We start from the raw sequence: 16,653 nt of genomic DNA, 5'->3' as shown, positions 1-16,653 counted from the left end.
ATTTCCGTGGAATTCACTTCACAATCCCAAGTAGAAGATATGATCTACAGCTCTTACCTAAGGGCCATTAACAACATTACAGAAACTTTGGATGAAGAAGTTAGAAAACCGGAGTTAACCAGAGTATTACTGGATGCAGTCGGAAGTCCGGATCGCAATCAAAAATACATACTGGTCACAGGCAGTAAAGGTAAGGGCTCCACCTCTAGATTTATTTCCTCTCTGTTAAGTCACTTGGGATATAAAGTGGGGTTATTCACCTCCCCTCACCTGGTAGATTTCAACGAAAGAATCCGGATCAATGGGCAGGCAATAGCCACAGAAGATTTTGTGCGATTAGGTAATGTAATTCGCGGGGGCTTCCACCAGATCGAAGAGCAGCTTGCTGCTGATGAATATCAAGGTCCGGTTGGGGTTGCTTTGGCTATTGCGGCTTTGTACTTTAAGGAGAAGGGTACAGATATCAATGTGATTGAATGCGGTAGAGGAGGAAGGTTTGATGACACCAATGTCCTGAGCAATGACTGGGCTGTCATTACCCCGATTATGGAAGAGCATGTGGCCCATTTGGGACCTGATCTGAACAGCATTACACTGCACAAGCTGGGGATTGTCAAAAACAACACAACAAACGTCTATGTTAGCAAACAGAAATCCGACGTTCTTGCGATCATGAAGGACAACCTCTCCTCCAACCCTGTGCAATATTATGAAGAACAGTTTTTAGCTGAATCTATCACAACCACTTCTGTCGGAACTACTTTTGATGTCCGGACGAAGCCAGCCGTTTATCCAGCCTTGACCCTTCCGCTATTGGGACAGTTTCAAGCGGTCAATGCTGCCAGCGCAGTCGCACTTTGTGAAGAGATTACAGGGGGACCCCTTGATCAGGAGATCGTACATCACTGTTTTGAACAATTACAATGGCCGGGACGTTGTGAAGTTATCTGTCATGACCCACTGACGATTATTGACGGAGCTATTCATAGAGATTCTGCAAGCTATCTGGCTGAACTTATTCAATTAGTGAATCCTGAGCGCAGCCGTACCGTCACATCCATCATCGGTGTCCCTAAGGATAAAGATTACACAGGGGTCATCGAAGTCATGAGTACAGTCTCGGATCAACTAATCGTAACCAAACCCGATATAAGCCATCTAATTTTCCCTACGGATGCTCCGCTTATCGCTAAAAGTTTTCTCGAAAAAAGTTCCGAATTCCCTTATTTAGAGGACGCTCTCACGTATGTTAAAGAACAATCACCTTCCGAGATTATTGTAATCGTGGGTACGCAAACTCTAATCGGAAATGCCAAAAGATTATTCGGGCAATCGCTGCTGAATATCGGCTTATAACTGATTCATACGCTGAAGAATAACTTCCCTGTAAAGGTCTGAGAGGCCAGGTACTTCACTTGGATTTTGCTTGCAATATTCATCTAACATTACCTTATGATTGACTTCGATCACCAACAAGCCTTGATTTGTCTCTAAGATATCTACTGAGCAGAAATCAAGGCCCAGCGCTTTAGAGGTCCGGGAGGCAAGCTCCGCCAGCGCCTCTTGTTTGACCTGATCTTTCACCTCAATCGTAACAGCTCCGTTAATCAAATTGTGCTTCCACGAACGAACTCTTTTTTTGCCAAGGAATACACGCGCCTGATGATTAAAAGTTACAATTCTATACTCAATCTCCGCTTCATAATAAGGACCTATTGCCCCATTAAGCTGTAAAGAAAATAATAAATCCAGCTTTTCATGCAGATCGGCTATCTCATTGATTTTGTACACATGATTGCCCTGCGCCCCGTTATCCTGCTTCATAACTACCTCCCCATTGTACGCTTGGAAATAACGCTCAGCCAATGGATAAGGATTCAAATTGCTAAATTTGGAGTCTGGATGCGGCAAATAAATATGTTCTACGGCTGGGATATTCGCCTTATGCAAAACATCATAAGTTAGAGATTTACTCATGGCAATGATCGTAGAAGCACTGTTGTTTAGTCCGATCTCAGCGTCTACCATCACAAATGATTTCACTCCATCTGTCGCTCTATATACGAAATTCGGTGTAATTTCCTCAAAGCTAATCCCTGAGGCTGTAACAGAATGCTGGATCATTTTTAAGTAAGGTCTAGTCGTCATTCAGTTTCCTCATTTCTAACAAAATATGACCAAACCTAATCATAGCATGAGGAATATTAATAAAAAATAATAAAATTGCGTTATAATAGTTAACACAATAAACTCCCGAATCTTATTTCAGCTCCCTTTTTCACAAAAATGACAGACTGTATGTTACGTTTAATGACTGACAGCGCTTTTATAGTTAAAATAAGTGTTGATTATTTAGTGATCATCCTCTATGATAAGCTTATTAAAGCGAATCAAAAAGTTAAAGCGGTTAAACTTTAATCTCTAGGTACCTAGTATTATTGCTAATTAATAGTGTTAGTATGATCAAAAGTTAAAGCGCTTATACTTTTAAAACGAGAGGTTGGTGTGTCATGATCAATCGCGAGAACAGGCGGCAGACGTTCTACATGTATCTGTTCATTTCTCCTTGGATTATCGGCTTCCTAGTATTCGCCCTTTATCCTATCTTATCATCGCTTTACTTCAGCTTTACTGATTATGACATCATACACCCACCTAAATTTATCGGGCTCGCTAACTACACAGAGATGTTTCACAATGACCTGTTCTGGAAATCAGTGGTTGTCACGCTGAGATATACCTTCATCGGTGTACCTATCCAGCTTGCACTCGGTCTTGGCTTTGCGCTATTGCTCCACCAGACCATTCCTTTGCGCGGCTTTTTCAGAACAGCAATGTATTTTCCAAGCATGGTATCCGGCGTGGCCATGTCCCTGCTGTGGTACTGGATCTTTAACCCGCAGATCGGGCTCTTCAATTACATCCTTTCCTGGTTCGGCATTCATGGACCGGCTTGGCTGATGAACCCAGACACTGCACTATATGCCTTGATCATCATGACTTTCTGGACAGCAGGCTCAGGAATGATTTTATTCCTCGCAGGTCTGCAAGGCGTACCGGCTAGCTTGATCGAAGCCGCTAACCTTGACGGTGCCGGGCGCTTCAGAATCTTCCTGAACATTACCTTACCGATGATCTCTCCCGTGCTGCTCTTCCAACTGATTATGGGACTGATTGATTCCTTCCAAGTCTTTACCCAAGCTTTTGTCATGACTCAAGGGGGGCCGAATTACTCTACCTGGTTCTATGTCTATAATCTCTACACCAGCGCTTTCAAAGAATATCGTGCCGGTTATTCCTCAGCCTTGGCATGGGTGCTCCTTATCGTAGTTATGCTCTGCACCGCACTAATTATGAAATTGTCTAACCGTTATGTTCACTATGAAGGAGGCGGACGCAAATGAGTACAGTCAGAGCGCTAAGCCCCCGGACTAAAGGAACAAAACGCCGCCGGAAAGCGGAGCCTGTTAAGATTTTCAGCTTTATTACTCTAGTAGTTACAACATTTCTGATGCTGCTTCCTTTGTTCTTCATGGTCTCCACTTCACTTAAGTCCAAACGCGAGATGCTGAAGTTCCCACCCACCTTTCTTCCGGAGAGCTGGCAGTGGAGCAATTACACAGAAATATTTGATACCCTGCAGTTCGGTACTCTTTATAAAAACAGTCTGATTATCGCCGGCTTTAGTGTTGTGGGAACCTTGATTTCTTCGGCGCTGGTTGCCTATGGATTCGCCAGATTCAGAGGTACAGGTAATCAGGTGTGGTTCATCCTGCTGCTGAGCACCATGATGTTACCCTATCCGGCCATTATGATTCCGCAATTTGTACTCTTTTCGCAAATGAACTGGATAGATACCTTTTTACCCCTGATCGTGCCTGCTTTCTTCGGCTCAGCCTATAATATTTTTCTGCTGCGCCAATTCTTCTCCACATTGCCTGAAGAGCTGTTTGATGCCGGACGCATTGATGGCTGTGGTGAAATACGGATGTGGGCTACCATAGCAATCCCACTCTCCAAACCTGCACTTGCAACCGTAGCTATCTTTGCTTTTATCTACAACTGGAATGATCTGCTTACGCCAGTGCTTTACTTAAGCTCATCAGATAAGTTCACGCTACCCGTCGGGATGGCTTCTCTTACCTCATCGAGGTTCCGCATTCCACCTTGGCATCTGCTAATGGTTGCTTCGGTTCTAGCTATGGTCCCAATCGTTACGCTGTTTGCTGTAGCCCAGAAACAGTTCGTCGAAGGGATTGTACTTACAGGGATTAAGTAATAATCCGCCATCCGGCGGCCAAATATACTTGAAATCATGGAGGGTTTAGCTAATGAACAAGAACAGGAAAAGTATTGCGCTTTTACTTGCAGCTACCATGCTCGTTGTTCTAGCCTTATCAGGCTGTAGCGGCGGCAAATCGGCGGGTAACGCCCTATCTGAAGGAAACGGTGGCTCTACTAATTCTGGAGGCAAAGCAGAAACGGTAACGATTACCCATTACACAATAGATTCAGAAGACCGCACATTTGTCGAAAAATTAATCCCTGATTTCGAGAAGCAGCATCCGAATATTAAAGTGAAAGTGGAAAAAGCGCCATATGAGCAGTTCGACAGCAAGCTGCAAACGCTAATTGCCGGCGGCAAATCGCCCGACGTGACAAGTCACTGGGGGTATGGAGGTTTCGCAGAATACTACAATAAGGGTATGTTGTTCGATATGACCGACCTTATGAAAGAGGATGGTTTCAAGGCAGAGGATTATAGTATCCCAGAGAATCTAATGGGTATCTACAAGGTTAAAGATCACACTTACGGCATCCCGGTCAATATGTATGTCACCTTAATGCTCTATAACAAAGACATGTTTGATGCTGCCAAACTGACTTATCCAACAAGCGATTATGAAGATAAGAGCTGGACGTTTGAAAAAATGGTCGACGAAGCTAAACAAATGACGCTTGTATCCGATGATATCGCCAAAACTCAATATGGCGTAGACTTCACTTGGTCCGAACGCGATATGCGGCCGTTATATTTTGGAGCGGAGCCTTACTCAGAAGATACATGGACTAATGGCGGCGTGCCTTCAGAGACTTATTTTGACTCCCCTGAAGTGATCGCTGCCTACAACAAGCTTTTTGATCTTGTCTTTAAGGATAAAGTCTCTCCTTCTTCCGAATGGAGCAAAAGTGTAGCTGGACAGAACGGCGATCCCTTTGTTGCTGGTAAAATCGGCATGTCTATCGGAGGCTCATGGAACCTTGCAGGTGCAAATGACTTCCCCTTCAAAATTGGCGTAGCCGCTGTACCATGGGGAGGAAACGAAAAGGTACGCAGCACCCTTTATGTCGATCCGCTGCTGATCTTGAAGGACTCCAAACATCCGAAGGAAGCTTTTGAATGGATCAAATACCTGATCACAAGCGAAGTGCAAGAGAAATCCATTGAGCTTAGTGGCGGTAACCCACCAGTCAACACCGAAGCTGCAGAAGCTTACTATAAACATTTTGAAGGTATCGATCCACAGGATATCAAAAATGTCTACGAGGGTGCTGTTAACTACGGCTTCGAATCCTATAACCACTTAATCACCAACTACTCGCAAATTAATGACATGTTCATTAATGAATTGCAGCCAGTAGAAACTGGACATAAGACGGTTGAAGAGGTGATGGCGACGATTCAGAAGAAGGTTACAGAGATCATTCAGCGATAACTGTTTGTCAGGTATACCGCCCCCTTTAGGGACGGTATACCTGCGTGAAATCATACGTTTAGCGGACAGTCTGCCAACCCTGTATACTGAAAGTAGAAAACAGGATCGGAAAATCTGCCGTGAGGAGAATTAAAGATGAAAGTTAGTATTTTTGATGTAGCCAAAAAATCCGGATTATCCGTTGTAACCGTATCCCGGGTGTTAAATGGGGCCGAATCGGTACGCGAGAATAATCGCCAAAAGGTGCTGGAGGCAATTAAAGAGCTGGATTACCGCCCTAATGCTGCGGCACGCAGTCTGGCAAGCGGTAAGACGGGAATTATCGGCATTATTGTCACTACCCTGCAAGATTCCTTTTTTGACGCAGTGGTCAAAGAGCTGAATGAAATATTAGCGATGCATGGTTATTTTTTAGCCATATCCATCTCAACAGGCATCGAATCGGATGATAGCCATTATTTAATTCAGGAGGATCGTGTAGACGGTTTAATTCTGCTCTCTCCGATGGAAGAGGACAATTATATTGTGGAGTTAAAACGGCGGGGTATTCCTTATGTGCTGATAGATAATCAGAAGCCCGAAAATGATACCTACTCCATCACGATCGACAACTTCAAGGGGGGATACGCAGCTACGCGTCATCTGCTGGAGCTGGGACACACTTCAATCGCTCATCTCTGCGGTCAGGAAATGTTCCGGAGTACGCGGGAGCGGCGCAGTGGATTTCTACAGGCGCTTCAGGAACAAGGACTGGCCCCCTTTGAGATCGTGCCTGGTGATTTCGATATTGGGATGGGATACGATACCTGCAAACGTTGGCTGAAGGAAGGAAAGCTGCCCACCGCCGTATTTGCCGGGGATGACAATATCGCGCTTGGAGTCATCAATGCCCTGATGGAAGCGGGCATTCAGGTACCCGAAGAGGTGGCAGTGGTCGGCTATGACGATCATTATATTGCTTCACAGCTTCATCCACATCTGACAACAATACGTCAGCCTGCAGACAAAATCGGGCTGGCAGCCGCGGATATGCTGCTCAAACGCATCTCCGGAAAGATGAAACGTGGAGCCGGGATGCGGATTGATCCTGAACTTATCGTACGTGAATCTACCGGAGCTGAGTAGATTAAATTTATACACTAGGAGTGACGACCATTGACTTACTACTTGGGGATCGATGGGGGAGGCACGAAAACCTATGCTCTGCTAAGCGATGAACATGGCAATGTTCTTGGCAAAGGCAAGAGTGGTAACGGCAACCACCAGACAGGCGCCCTTGAGGCCGCCAACAGTATTCAAGAGGCCACATTCGGGGCGCTGGCTGAAGCCGGACTCCGGTTGGAAGACATCCAGCATACCTATCTCGGACTTGCCGGTGCTGATCGCGAGGCCGACTATGCTATTCTCCATCCGATGATACGCCAGATAGGATTCACCAAATACACCATTAACTGTGACACTATGATCGGTCTACGCGCCGGAACGAATCGCCCATATGGTGTCGCGCTCATCTGCGGCACCGGCACCAATTCAGCAGGCAGAAACCTGCAGGGAGAGCATTATCAATGCGGCGGCTTTGACTATATGTACGGTGATTTTGGCGGGGGTGGCGCACTCAATATTGAGGTGTTTCGTTCCGTTATCCGAGCTTGGGACGGCCGGGAACAGCCCACCCTATTAACAGGCTTACTGCTAAAAATGTTAGGTTATGAGGAAGTTGGGCATATGTTTCACGATTTCCTTGATCATTGGAAAAAAGTCCCCGTAAATGTTGCCCGCCTGCTCTTTGAAGCAGCAGCTGAAGGAGATGCCGTAGCATTGGAGATTTTACATCGGCAAGGGGTTGAACTAGGTAAGTCTGCGGCAGCTATCATTCACAAGCTAGGCATGGAGCAGGAGACCTTCGATGTGGTGCTGGCAGGAAGTCTGCTAACCCGGGGGGATCGCGGTTGGATTCGCCAGCCTATCGAGAAAGCTGTACGCGCTGCAGCCCCTCAGGCAACAGTGGTTACCCTTGCCACAGAGCCTGTAGTCGGTGCAGTATGGTCAGCTATGGATCAAGATGGGTTGACCATTAGTAGTGAAGTGTATGAGAAAATGCGGAAATTTCAGGATTATGAATCGATCAAACAAACTACAAGACAGGAGTGATTAATCTTGGCAGCTAACCAAGGATTAAAGATTGCAGTTATCGGTGGAGGTTCTTCGTATACCCCAGAATTAGTAGAGGGATTCATTCTTCACTATAAACAACTTCCCGTGCGCGAATTATGGCTTGTAGATATTGAGCCTGGTCTTCGCAAGCTGAATATTGTAGGTAACTTGGCAAAACGTATGGTGGAGAAATCCGGCCTTCCGATTGAGGTTCATCTGACAACAGACCGCCGTAAAGCGATCGAAGGCGCCGACTTCGTCAGCACTCAGATGCGTGTCGGCATGCTTGATGCCCGTGCTCGTGATGAGTCGATTCCGCTCAAATATGGCGTTATTGGCCAAGAAACAACAGGTCCTGGGGGAATGATGAAAGCACTGCGCACCATCCCTGTTATTCTGGATGTATGCCGTGATATCGAGGAACTGGCTCCCAACGCATGGCTGCTCAATTTCACTAACCCTGCTGGGATGGTCACCGAAGCCGTTCTGAAATATTCTAAGGTAAAAAGTATTGGCCTGTGCAACGCACCTATCGGCCTGATCAAGCAAGTCTCTGCCAAATATAATGTAGCAGCAGACCGTGTATATGCCGAATTTGTGGGCCTCAACCACTTGCACTGGATTACTCGTATCGATGTTGAAGGTGAAGACAAGCTGGACGACATGCTTGCAGATACAACCAGCTACAGCGCTAAGAACGTACCAGCAAGAGAATGGAACCCGGAATTCCTGCAATCCCTTCATGCACTGCCCTCATACTATTTAAAATATTTCTATATGACCGATGCCATGCTCGAAGAGCAGATAGAATCCCATAAACAAGGCATTAACCGTGCTGAAGTCGTTAAACGTGTAGAAGAAGAGCTCTTCGAGCTTTATGGCAATCTAGAGCTAAGCGAGAAGCCGAAGCAGCTGGAACAGCGCGGCGGTGCTTTTTACTCAGAAGCAGCTGTTAATCTCATGAGATCGCTCCATAACGGATCAAACGACATTCAGACCCTAAATGTCGCAAACCATGGCATATTGGACTTCCTGCCAGATGACGCCAGCATTGAAGTGAACTGCGTGGTCACTAAAAACGGCCCGCTACCACTGCCACTGACCAAAATTCCAACCATGGCTAAAGGACTCATTCATGCTGTCAAAACCTATGAACAGCTGGCGATTGACGCCGCTGTAACCGGAGACCGCGCCCTTGCCCTTCAGGCGCTCGCACATCACCCGCTTGTTCCGTCCGTGGACGTAGCGATTCGGATGCTGGACGAAATGCTGGAAGCTAATAAAGAATTCCTGCCGAACTTTTTTGCGAATTAATTCATACCTCCTATCGAGAAATAACTAAAAGAGACCGAACCCGGTCTCTTTTTTTGCGCTTGTTGCTGATACTCGCTACCGAAGCAAAAATGAATAAAGCATCTTGGTAATTTGCACTTAGCGAATTCGCTATCGGACACAGCTGACCTTAAAAGCGGCTTTTTCACATTTTTAGAGTGCTAGCGGACCCCATAGCCGTTATTAGCATGAAAACCACCCAATATAACCCCTTTCTAATTGAATAGCGGCGCTGGTGTCCGAAAACCTGCTTCAAAGGCTAAAAACTAGCAAATAACGTTATCTGGGTCCGCATGACTCGGCCGAAGATTGCACAGAAAATGTGTTCGGATATTTATAGAAGAACCAGAGATTACTGCGAGTTGTACCGATAATGAGATCTGCTGTCCATCAGTTCACTGCTGCCAGATTTGCCAACGACCCACAACGCAAAAAAACGATCCCTGTTACTGGAGGAACGCTTTTTTGTTTCTACTCCAATGGGCTCCCAGCATTTCCACCATTATCATCCACTCATTTATTGCTGCGCTCTCAGCGTATTTCTTGCATTACCTGTTCAATGCCAAAGCGAATATCCGGCTCTTTTACACTGGATACATTGAGCTTTAGAATCTTCTCTTTATTAAAAGAGGGCAGATACCCGCTGTCCGCCATTTCGATGCGAATGAACTTTTTTTGCAGACGTTTGATCATCTGTTCTGTCTTTATGCTGTCACTAAGCTTCAGATACGTATGCACACCAAGCTGGCCGGTTGGATGGTAGGAATAATGCTGTGCTGTCGCTGTATCTAACTCTCTCATAATCGATTCATGGAGCAGCGTGGATCTTTTTTCGTAGCAGGAACGCATCTTTTTTCGGTGGCGCTCGAACATTCCGCTTTTCAGATACAACTCCAGGGCAGCCTGAGACAGCATAGAGCTATCTATATCCATCAGTCTTTTGAATCGGTTAAAAGAGTCACACAGGACCGCTGGCAGTACAGCGACACCGACACGTAGACCCGGAAATATAATTTTGGAAAAGCTTTTCAAATAGATCACATGGGAAGCATCGTCATAAGCGTAGATCGGATCCTCTTTTGCATCCTGCTCCAAGTCCGCCATGTAGTCATCCTCAACGATGTATACATCGTATTTAGCTGCTAGCTGAGCAATCGCCTTCTTCTGGGGACGGGTATAGGAGACGCCAAGCGGATTATGAAATCGCGGGACGGTATAAAAGAACTTGAACTGGCCTGTCTTAAATAACTGTTCTAATTCTTTCAAGTCCACCCCAGCATCCGAACGCTTTATTCCCTCTGTCTCAATGCCATACGTCTTCAGATATTCCATAAAAAGCGGATAACCCGGCTGCTCAATCAGCACTCGCTGCCTGCCATTCGGAAAAGGAATTCGGGTCAATACGCCAAGCGCCTGCTGCACACCTGAGGTAATAAAAATCTGTTCCGGATTGGCAAATACCTGATAAGAAGCCAGATGCCGCTGCATTTCACGAATAAGAGAAGGAAGCCCCTGCGGCGTTCCATAGATGAACAAGTCATTGCGGTACATATCAATCGCTTTATTAATACAATGTTGGAAATCCAGATACGGAAAAATATCCGGGTCGGGTGCAGACACCGTAAAATCGATCCAATGTGCACCTTCGTCTTTTCGCTGTCCGCTTCGTTTCATGACATAATAACCACTTTTTGAGGCGGCATAGATTAAATGTTTGTCCTGAAGATCCTGCAACGCGCGAATAACCGTACTTTTACTACATCCATAACGTAAGGACAACTCCCGGATAGACGGTAATTTATCTCCCTCACGATACGCATCCTCGGCAATTTGCGCTTCCAGCTCGTTGATTAACTCCGAATACTTATACATCCCTTTCACCTTCCTCCAAGCTTATTCTGTACCGGTACAGATGAATAATAATTACATTGTAGCACAGCTACTCTAGCCTTAGAATAAAGAGCAGAACAGGACCGGTACCTAAATGCGCGCAACACTTTGGAGGTCTTTACTAATGAATACATCTTCTACTCAAAAAGCGATAGCAGCAGCTGTCATGAATGCTATTATCGTCGGGTTTTCCTTTATATTTGTAAAAATGGCCCTAACCGTCTCGGATCCTTTTGATACGCTAGCTCATCGCTTCACGTTATCTTTCCTTGCCGCTTCTTTATTTACTTTTCCAGGGTGGGGGCGGGTGAAGTTTGGAATATCCAAGGCCGCAGTGATAATCCCACTGGCTTCAATGTATCCAGCGTTATATTTCAACCTTCAGGCGTATGGACTTTTGTATACAACTTCCGCTGTAGCGGGTATTATTCAGGCGACAATGCCCATCTTCACCATCCTTTTGGCGGCGATGTTCTTGAAGGAAACCACGAGCAGCTTCCAAAAGATCTCTACATTAATCTCAGTTGCAGGCATTATTCTTATCTTTGCCATTCCAGGTTTGAGTATCTCTTCTTCTAGTCTTTGGGGCGTCTTGCTCATCCTAATCTCAGCTTTATCCCTTGCCGGTTATAATGTTGCGGCTCGAAAGCTGACACGTACCTGGAGTCCCAAAGAACTTACCTATATGATTACTTTGTTCGGATTTATATTTTTTAATGGACTGTCGATCATTAAGCATGGTTCGGCAGGAACCTTGGGTCAGTATTTCACACCTTTTCAAGAGCCAAAATTTATATTCTCCATGCTCTATCTCGGCGTACTCTCTTCCCTCGTAACCTCCTTCCTCTCCAACTATGCTTTATCACGGATGGAAGCTTCACGCGTGAGCATTTTCGGCAGTCTTTCAACAGTTGTCTCTATTCTCGGTGGTGTACTTCTGCTGAATGAGCAACTGGAATGGTACCATTGGACCGGTACAGTGATGATCATCGCCGGGGTGATCGGTGTGAACTGGCGGAAGCAAGTAAGGGCCAAAGGCAAAGCGTGAAGATTGATATGCATACAAAAAAGACACCCCGCGAGGTGTCTTTTATCTTTACCCTTTTCAGTATCTCTATTCTGTAGCAAGCCTCGCTAATCGCCGTTATTTGGCTGTTTCAAGCTCCTTGATCTTCTCTTTATATTGATCCAACAGATTAGCTAAAGCTTCCTTGATAACAGTCGCATCTTTGGATTTAGCGGCACTATTCAGATCATCTTGGGCTTTGAAAAAAGCTTTATCCGCGTCGCTAAGATCTGGAATGGAAATAGCAATTGAAGTCGCGTCTACAGCTTTAATTGAAGTAGTGATATTGCTATCTACCTGCATATCATCGACTACAGGTATTACTTCAAGGTTACGACCAGCTTCAATATATCCTGCAGGTAGAGCTTCGGTGGATAGTATTTCTTTAGATAATTGAACTCCCTCCACCAGTTCCGCAGGCACAAGCTCGGCAAGTGCGGTTACACTAAATCCAGCAACCTTATAATACTGATCCAAGGTGTTCTTCCAATCTTCTTGGGTATTAGGTGCGTAGGTCTTAGCCAACTCTAGGGGATCTACCCAATCAATAGTGGTTACTTTAGTGGCAATTGTTCCTTTAGAGGCAGCAGTAACCACGGCTGCAGCCGTTGTTTTCGTGTTTCCGTCTTGCGCTCCACTTGCTGCGTTCGTTGCAGACGGTGCAGCAACGGCGGACACTAGCAGGGCGGACAGCGCTAACTTTTTAAATAACATCTGTTGATTCATAAATACAACACTCCTCGTCGATTCGAATGATCTTACAAGACCAAGCTTACATAATGGGTGTGGCAGAACATTGGTTAATTTGTGGAAAAACGATGGCAGCCGCCCCTACCCACCTCTGGATTGATATACTTGTAGGAGAATAATCTGGAGGTAACCCGAAATGAATAATCCATATCTCATTGCCGTAGTCGACGATGATGAACATATACGCAATCTTGTTGAAGCTTATTTACAAAAAGAAAACTACCACACCATCGGCCTTGGCAGCGCTGAGGAAGCATGGACCTTGTGGCAGACTAGCCCCCCGGATATGTGGGTACTCGACGTTATGCTCCCCGGCATGGATGGTTATGAGTTCTGTAAAAGGATTCGTAACGAAGCCGAAGTACCGATCATTATGATCTCCGCAAGAGATAATGAAGTGGATAAAATATTAGGATTGGAGCTTGGCAGTGACGATTATCTAGTCAAGCCGTTCAGCCCTCGTGAATTAGTCGCCCGGATCAAACGGCAGCTTCAACGCTGGTACAAAATGAGTAATCAGGCCGAAAAATTGAATAGTCAGACCACTTCCACCCGTCTTGAAATCGACCAGCTTCTACTATTGCCGGAAGAAAGACGTGTATTCTGGTGTGGTGAAGAGGTAGACTTGACCAGCAAGGAATTCACCATGCTAAAAGTATTCGCTGATGCCCCTAACCGGGCATTTACAAGAGATGAGCTGCTGAGCTATGTGTGGGGAGACGACTATTTTGGAAGTGATCGCGCCGTGGATCATCTCATTAAACGGATGCGCAAAAAACTGGAGCATTTGCCCATTGAGGCTGTATGGGGACACGGATACCGCATGAGAACAGATGGGGGTGAGCATACGAATGAAACTAGCACATCAGATTAATTTAGCCTTTAGTATTGCATTGGTATTGCTACTATCTATTACTGCAGTCGTGATCCATTTTGTACTACTCAACCATTTTGTCGGAACACAAAAAGAGGATTTAAGAACCATTGGTGCGGCGATGTCAGTTACATTGACTGAAGAAAGTAAATACATCGGGGAGATTGGCACTCAGCTGGAAGCTCTGCCGGTGACCTTACCTTCTCTAAGCACTGCAGGCGTCGAAGCCATTCTTAGCGATGAGACAGGAAAAGTCTTGTCCACATCATCAGAGATGAGTTCAATTGCAATAAACTATGATGCCAAGAGTGTCACAGGCCAAGCCACTGAGCTCCAGAACATTTGGAATGGAACAGATACACGGTATATTACTGAAGTGAAGGCTACACCTATAGGCACGCTAACTCTACTAACCCCTATGAGCGCAGTCACTGCTATTGAACAAGCTTTGCTCAAAAGACTGCTGATCGTTTTCAGCGCAGCGGGAGCATTTATGTTCCTATTTGGCCTATTTATCACCAAGAAGCTGATTCAACCTCTAATGAGGCTGCAACAAGAACTCCGCAAAGTCAAAGAACGGCACTTCTCAGATGTTAAATTAATTAAAGCTGGTGGAGAGCTTGGATCTGTCGCTCAATCGGTATATGACATGGCAGATGAATTAAATCGTTTCAACCATGTGCAGAAACAATTTTTCCAGAATGCGTCTCATGAATTAAAAACTCCCTTAATGTCCATTTCCGGCTACGCTGAAGGGATTAAGGATGGTGTTTTTGAAGGTGAGAATGTAGTAAAAGGGCTAGACATTATCATGAGCGAAAGCAGCCGCTTGAAGAAGCTCGTGTCCGAAATGACTTTACTTGCGAAGCTAGACAGCGAGGAAGATATATTCAAGCCTACGGTTATTTGTTTAAAAGATCTACTGACAGAAACCATCGAACGAATGAACCCTCTATTAATGAAAAAAGAATTAACCCTCCATATCTCCCACGATCATCAAGATTCTCTTACGATCCGTGCGGATAGGGATAAGCTGCTACAGGCGCTTCTTAATGTAGTTTCCAATGCAGCACGTTATGCTAATCAACATATCTATATCCATGTTTCAGTCAAGGAGGGCCGGGCTCTGTTATCCGTAAGTGACGATGGCCCTGGAATTTCGGACGATCTGCTTCCTTATCTCTTCCATCGTTTTGTAAAAGGAAAAGACGGAGAATCCGGACTTGGACTGGCTATTTCCCGCGCAATCATCGAGCGTTGTGGAGGTCAGATCAGCGCAGGCAACCGAAGAAATGGCGGTGCGGTAATCTCGATGGGGTTTCCTTTATAAATATCCATAAGAGGCTGTCTCAAAAGTAGTGAACTCTACTTGGGGCAGCTTCTTTTTTATGGAATAGAAAAGTAATGGATTTTACTGTGCCATATGACTATATACCACGCGTAGTGTTCTCTGATATTGGGTTGGGCGGTGGGCGACTTGCTAGGTGAGTTTTTCATACCGCTTGCGGTAGGGTTTAAACTAATTAGGGAAAAACTCCCTGAAAATAGCCGATATTCACTCTAAATGCACGAAATCAGGGAATTCCTCCCTAATAATTAGGGGGATTTCTTAATTAGTTACTAAATCGGCCGAAAATCAGGTAAGTTTTCCCTAATTATAAGTCTGATGAACAGAAATCTCTGAATTTCAGGGAGAAATTCCCTAATTACTCTATAAATACTTCACTTATTGCATCACTTGCAGCATCACTTGGTGCGACACATGAATCATCAATTGCTCATCACTTGGTGCGCCGCTTAATTCAATCGCTCAACATGTACATAAGAGCTGGAACAGACCTCATCAGATGCTGTATTATTCATCATCACCCTCTATATTCATCTTGGTAAATGATGCCGTTTCTACTTCATGGTAAATATAGCTACTATTTTGGGTAATATATAGTCGAAGTAACAATTACACCTTACCTCTGATAAGAGTTAGATACTACATTTTTTCACAAAAAGGAGATACCAACATGAGCAGACTTGCAGGAAAAGTAGCTATTATTACTGGTGGAGCAGGCGGTATTGGTAAAGGGATGGCCCTGGCTTTTGTTAAAGAAGGCGCTAAGGTAGCTATTATTGACCTCAATGAAGAAACCGGCAAAGAAACAATTAAAGAATTACAAGAATATCAACCTGAATCTATCTTTATTCAAGCGAACCTCAAGGAACACGATAAAATAGCTCACCTTGTTAAACAAGTAGCTGATAAATTTGGAAAAATAGATATTTTAGTAAACAATGCCCACGCATCCAGAATGAAATCTATTGAAGAAACTACACAGGCTGATTTCGATTTATCTTTTGATACAGGCTTCTATCCAACCTTCTATTTCATGCAAGCAGCACTACCGTATTTAAAAGAAACACAAGGTAAAATTATTAATTTTGCATCGGGCGCTGGCCTTAACGGGGATACCAATCAAGGAACATATGCTGCTGCAAAAGAAGCCATCCGTGGAATTACCCGGGTAGCCGCTAATGAATTTGGTCCATTTGGTATCAACGTAAACATCATTGCTCCAATTGCTAATTCCCCTGGCATGATTGAATGGGCAGAAGCAAACCCTGAGTATTACCAAAACATGATTTCAAAAATACCTTTGAGAAGATTGGGTGAACTGGAAAGTGATATTGGTCGTGTTGCGGTATTCCTAGCGAGTGAAGATTCCGATTATATTACGGGCCAGACTATCATGGTAGATGGCGGGTCTATTAAGCTTCGTTAATTTCAAGCAGATACTCGACTTAAAATGAATAAATTTGATGCTAAATAAATAAGCCGGAAGTGAACATCGTAAAATGTTCGCTTCCGGCTTTACTAC

General features: G+C 44.9%; 14 protein-coding genes. 11 read left to right on the top strand and 3 right to left on the bottom strand.

Annotated elements, in window-relative coordinates; translation table 11 throughout:
• Nucleotides 1-6 precede the first annotated feature (6 nt).
• Nucleotides 7-1,356: a folylpolyglutamate synthase/dihydrofolate synthase family protein gene (locus MHH46_RS01330; RefSeq protein ID WP_076192577.1), complete on the top strand. Its 1,350-nt coding sequence runs from the start codon at nt 7-9 to the stop codon at nt 1,354-1,356.
• On the opposite strand, the gene MHH46_RS01325 is transcribed toward MHH46_RS01330, so the two are convergent.
• Nucleotides 1,351-2,148: a RimK family alpha-L-glutamate ligase gene (locus MHH46_RS01325; protein ID WP_076192579.1), complete on the bottom strand. Its 798-nt coding sequence runs from the start codon at nt 2,146-2,148 to the stop codon at nt 1,351-1,353. The two genes, MHH46_RS01330 and MHH46_RS01325, sit on opposite strands and share 6 nt — an antisense overlap.
• A gap of 362 nt (nt 2,149-2,510) precedes the next feature.
• On the opposite strand from MHH46_RS01325, the gene MHH46_RS01320 reads away from it, so the two are divergent.
• The 6 genes from MHH46_RS01320 (at nt 2,511) to MHH46_RS01295 (ending at nt 9,185) form a co-directional block, all read left to right on the top strand.
• Nucleotides 2,511-3,404, top strand: coding sequence for a carbohydrate ABC transporter permease (locus MHH46_RS01320; RefSeq protein ID WP_036687229.1), 894 nt, complete (start codon nt 2,511-2,513; stop codon nt 3,402-3,404).
• Nucleotides 3,401-4,279 carry a carbohydrate ABC transporter permease gene (locus MHH46_RS01315; protein ID WP_038568194.1) on the top strand — a complete coding sequence of 293 codons (879 nt, stop codon included), beginning with the start codon at nt 3,401-3,403 and terminating at the stop codon, nt 4,277-4,279. The genes MHH46_RS01320 and MHH46_RS01315 overlap by 4 nt, the downstream gene beginning before the upstream one ends.
• A gap of 52 nt (nt 4,280-4,331) precedes the next feature.
• Nucleotides 4,332-5,717, top strand: a complete 1,386-nt coding sequence (locus MHH46_RS01310; RefSeq protein ID WP_076192581.1) for a sugar ABC transporter substrate-binding protein — start codon at nt 4,332-4,334, stop codon at nt 5,715-5,717.
• 135 nt (nt 5,718-5,852) lie between these two features.
• The gene (locus MHH46_RS01305) at nt 5,853-6,842 is read left to right on the top strand and encodes a LacI family DNA-binding transcriptional regulator (RefSeq protein ID WP_036687224.1); all 990 of its coding nucleotides are present in this window, start codon (nt 5,853-5,855) and stop codon (nt 6,840-6,842) included.
• Between the two features lie 30 nt (nt 6,843-6,872).
• Entirely contained in the window at nt 6,873-7,868 is a 996-nt protein-coding gene (locus MHH46_RS01300) for an N-acetylglucosamine kinase (RefSeq protein ID WP_076192583.1), read from the top strand.
• Nucleotides 7,869-7,874: 6 nt separating this feature from the next.
• On the top strand, nt 7,875-9,185 hold the full coding sequence (locus MHH46_RS01295; protein ID WP_076192586.1) for a 6-phospho-beta-glucosidase: 1,311 nt from the start codon (nt 7,875-7,877) through the stop codon (nt 9,183-9,185).
• A gap of 549 nt (nt 9,186-9,734) precedes the next feature.
• On the opposite strand, the gene MHH46_RS01290 is transcribed toward MHH46_RS01295, so the two are convergent.
• Nucleotides 9,735-11,075, bottom strand: a complete 1,341-nt coding sequence (locus tag MHH46_RS01290) for a PLP-dependent aminotransferase family protein (protein ID WP_076192588.1) — start codon at nt 11,073-11,075, stop codon at nt 9,735-9,737.
• Between the two features lie 142 nt (nt 11,076-11,217).
• Here MHH46_RS01290 and MHH46_RS01285 point away from each other — a divergent pair, with 142 nt between their 5' ends.
• Nucleotides 11,218-12,141 (top strand): DMT family transporter, encoded by a 924-nt coding sequence (locus MHH46_RS01285; protein ID WP_076192591.1) that lies wholly within the window; start codon nt 11,218-11,220, stop codon nt 12,139-12,141.
• A gap of 96 nt (nt 12,142-12,237) precedes the next feature.
• Here the strand turns inward: MHH46_RS01285 and MHH46_RS01280 are convergent, their stop codons facing one another.
• Entirely contained in the window at nt 12,238-12,885 is a 648-nt protein-coding gene (locus tag MHH46_RS01280) for a hypothetical protein (RefSeq protein ID WP_076126946.1), read from the bottom strand.
• 160 nt (nt 12,886-13,045) lie between these two features.
• Between MHH46_RS01280 and MHH46_RS01275 the strand changes: the two genes are divergently transcribed.
• The 3 genes from MHH46_RS01275 to MHH46_RS01265 all read left to right on the top strand — a co-directional run bounded on the left by MHH46_RS01275 (nt 13,046) and on the right by MHH46_RS01265 (nt 16,557).
• Entirely contained in the window at nt 13,046-13,783 is a 738-nt protein-coding gene (locus tag MHH46_RS01275) for a response regulator transcription factor (protein WP_076126944.1), read from the top strand.
• Entirely contained in the window at nt 13,761-15,113 is a 1,353-nt protein-coding gene (locus MHH46_RS01270) for a cell wall metabolism sensor histidine kinase WalK (RefSeq protein WP_076192593.1), read from the top strand. The genes MHH46_RS01275 and MHH46_RS01270 overlap by 23 nt, the downstream gene beginning before the upstream one ends.
• Nucleotides 15,114-15,801: 688 nt before the next feature.
• Nucleotides 15,802-16,557 carry an SDR family NAD(P)-dependent oxidoreductase gene (locus MHH46_RS01265; RefSeq protein WP_038568170.1) on the top strand — a complete coding sequence of 252 codons (756 nt, stop codon included), beginning with the start codon at nt 15,802-15,804 and terminating at the stop codon, nt 16,555-16,557.
• Nucleotides 16,558-16,653 lie beyond the last annotated feature (96 nt).

It is taken from the genome of Paenibacillus sp. FSL H8-0175 (genome assembly GCF_045040615.1).
Classification (GTDB): Bacteria; Bacillota; Bacilli; order Paenibacillales; family Paenibacillaceae; genus Paenibacillus_AQ; species Paenibacillus_AQ odorifer.
This window is presented reverse-complemented; position numbering and strand designations above follow the sequence as displayed.

What these genes read in the sequence shown, in the direction of transcription:
- MHH46_RS01285 (WP_076192591.1), top strand. Translation starts at nt 11,218, where the DNA reads ATGAATACATCTTCTACTCAAAAAGCGATAGCAGCAGCTGTCATGAAT.
- MHH46_RS01320 (WP_036687229.1), top strand. Translation starts at nt 2,511, where the DNA reads ATGATCAATCGCGAGAACAGGCGGCAGACGTTCTACATGTATCTGTTC.
- MHH46_RS01270 (WP_076192593.1), top strand. Translation starts at nt 13,761, where the DNA reads ATGAAACTAGCACATCAGATTAATTTAGCCTTTAGTATTGCATTGGTA.
- MHH46_RS01315 (WP_038568194.1), top strand. Translation starts at nt 3,401, where the DNA reads ATGAGTACAGTCAGAGCGCTAAGCCCCCGGACTAAAGGAACAAAACGC.
- MHH46_RS01275 (WP_076126944.1), top strand. Translation starts at nt 13,046, where the DNA reads ATGAATAATCCATATCTCATTGCCGTAGTCGACGATGATGAACATATA.
- MHH46_RS01305 (WP_036687224.1), top strand. Translation starts at nt 5,853, where the DNA reads ATGAAAGTTAGTATTTTTGATGTAGCCAAAAAATCCGGATTATCCGTT.
- MHH46_RS01290 (WP_076192588.1), bottom strand. Translation starts at nt 11,075, where the DNA reads ATGTATAAGTATTCGGAGTTAATCAACGAGCTGGAAGCGCAAATTGCC.
- MHH46_RS01265 (WP_038568170.1), top strand. Translation starts at nt 15,802, where the DNA reads ATGAGCAGACTTGCAGGAAAAGTAGCTATTATTACTGGTGGAGCAGGC.
- MHH46_RS01280 (WP_076126946.1), bottom strand. Translation starts at nt 12,885, where the DNA reads ATGAATCAACAGATGTTATTTAAAAAGTTAGCGCTGTCCGCCCTGCTA.
- MHH46_RS01310 (WP_076192581.1), top strand. Translation starts at nt 4,332, where the DNA reads ATGAACAAGAACAGGAAAAGTATTGCGCTTTTACTTGCAGCTACCATG.
- MHH46_RS01325 (WP_076192579.1), bottom strand. Translation starts at nt 2,148, where the DNA reads ATGACGACTAGACCTTACTTAAAAATGATCCAGCATTCTGTTACAGCC.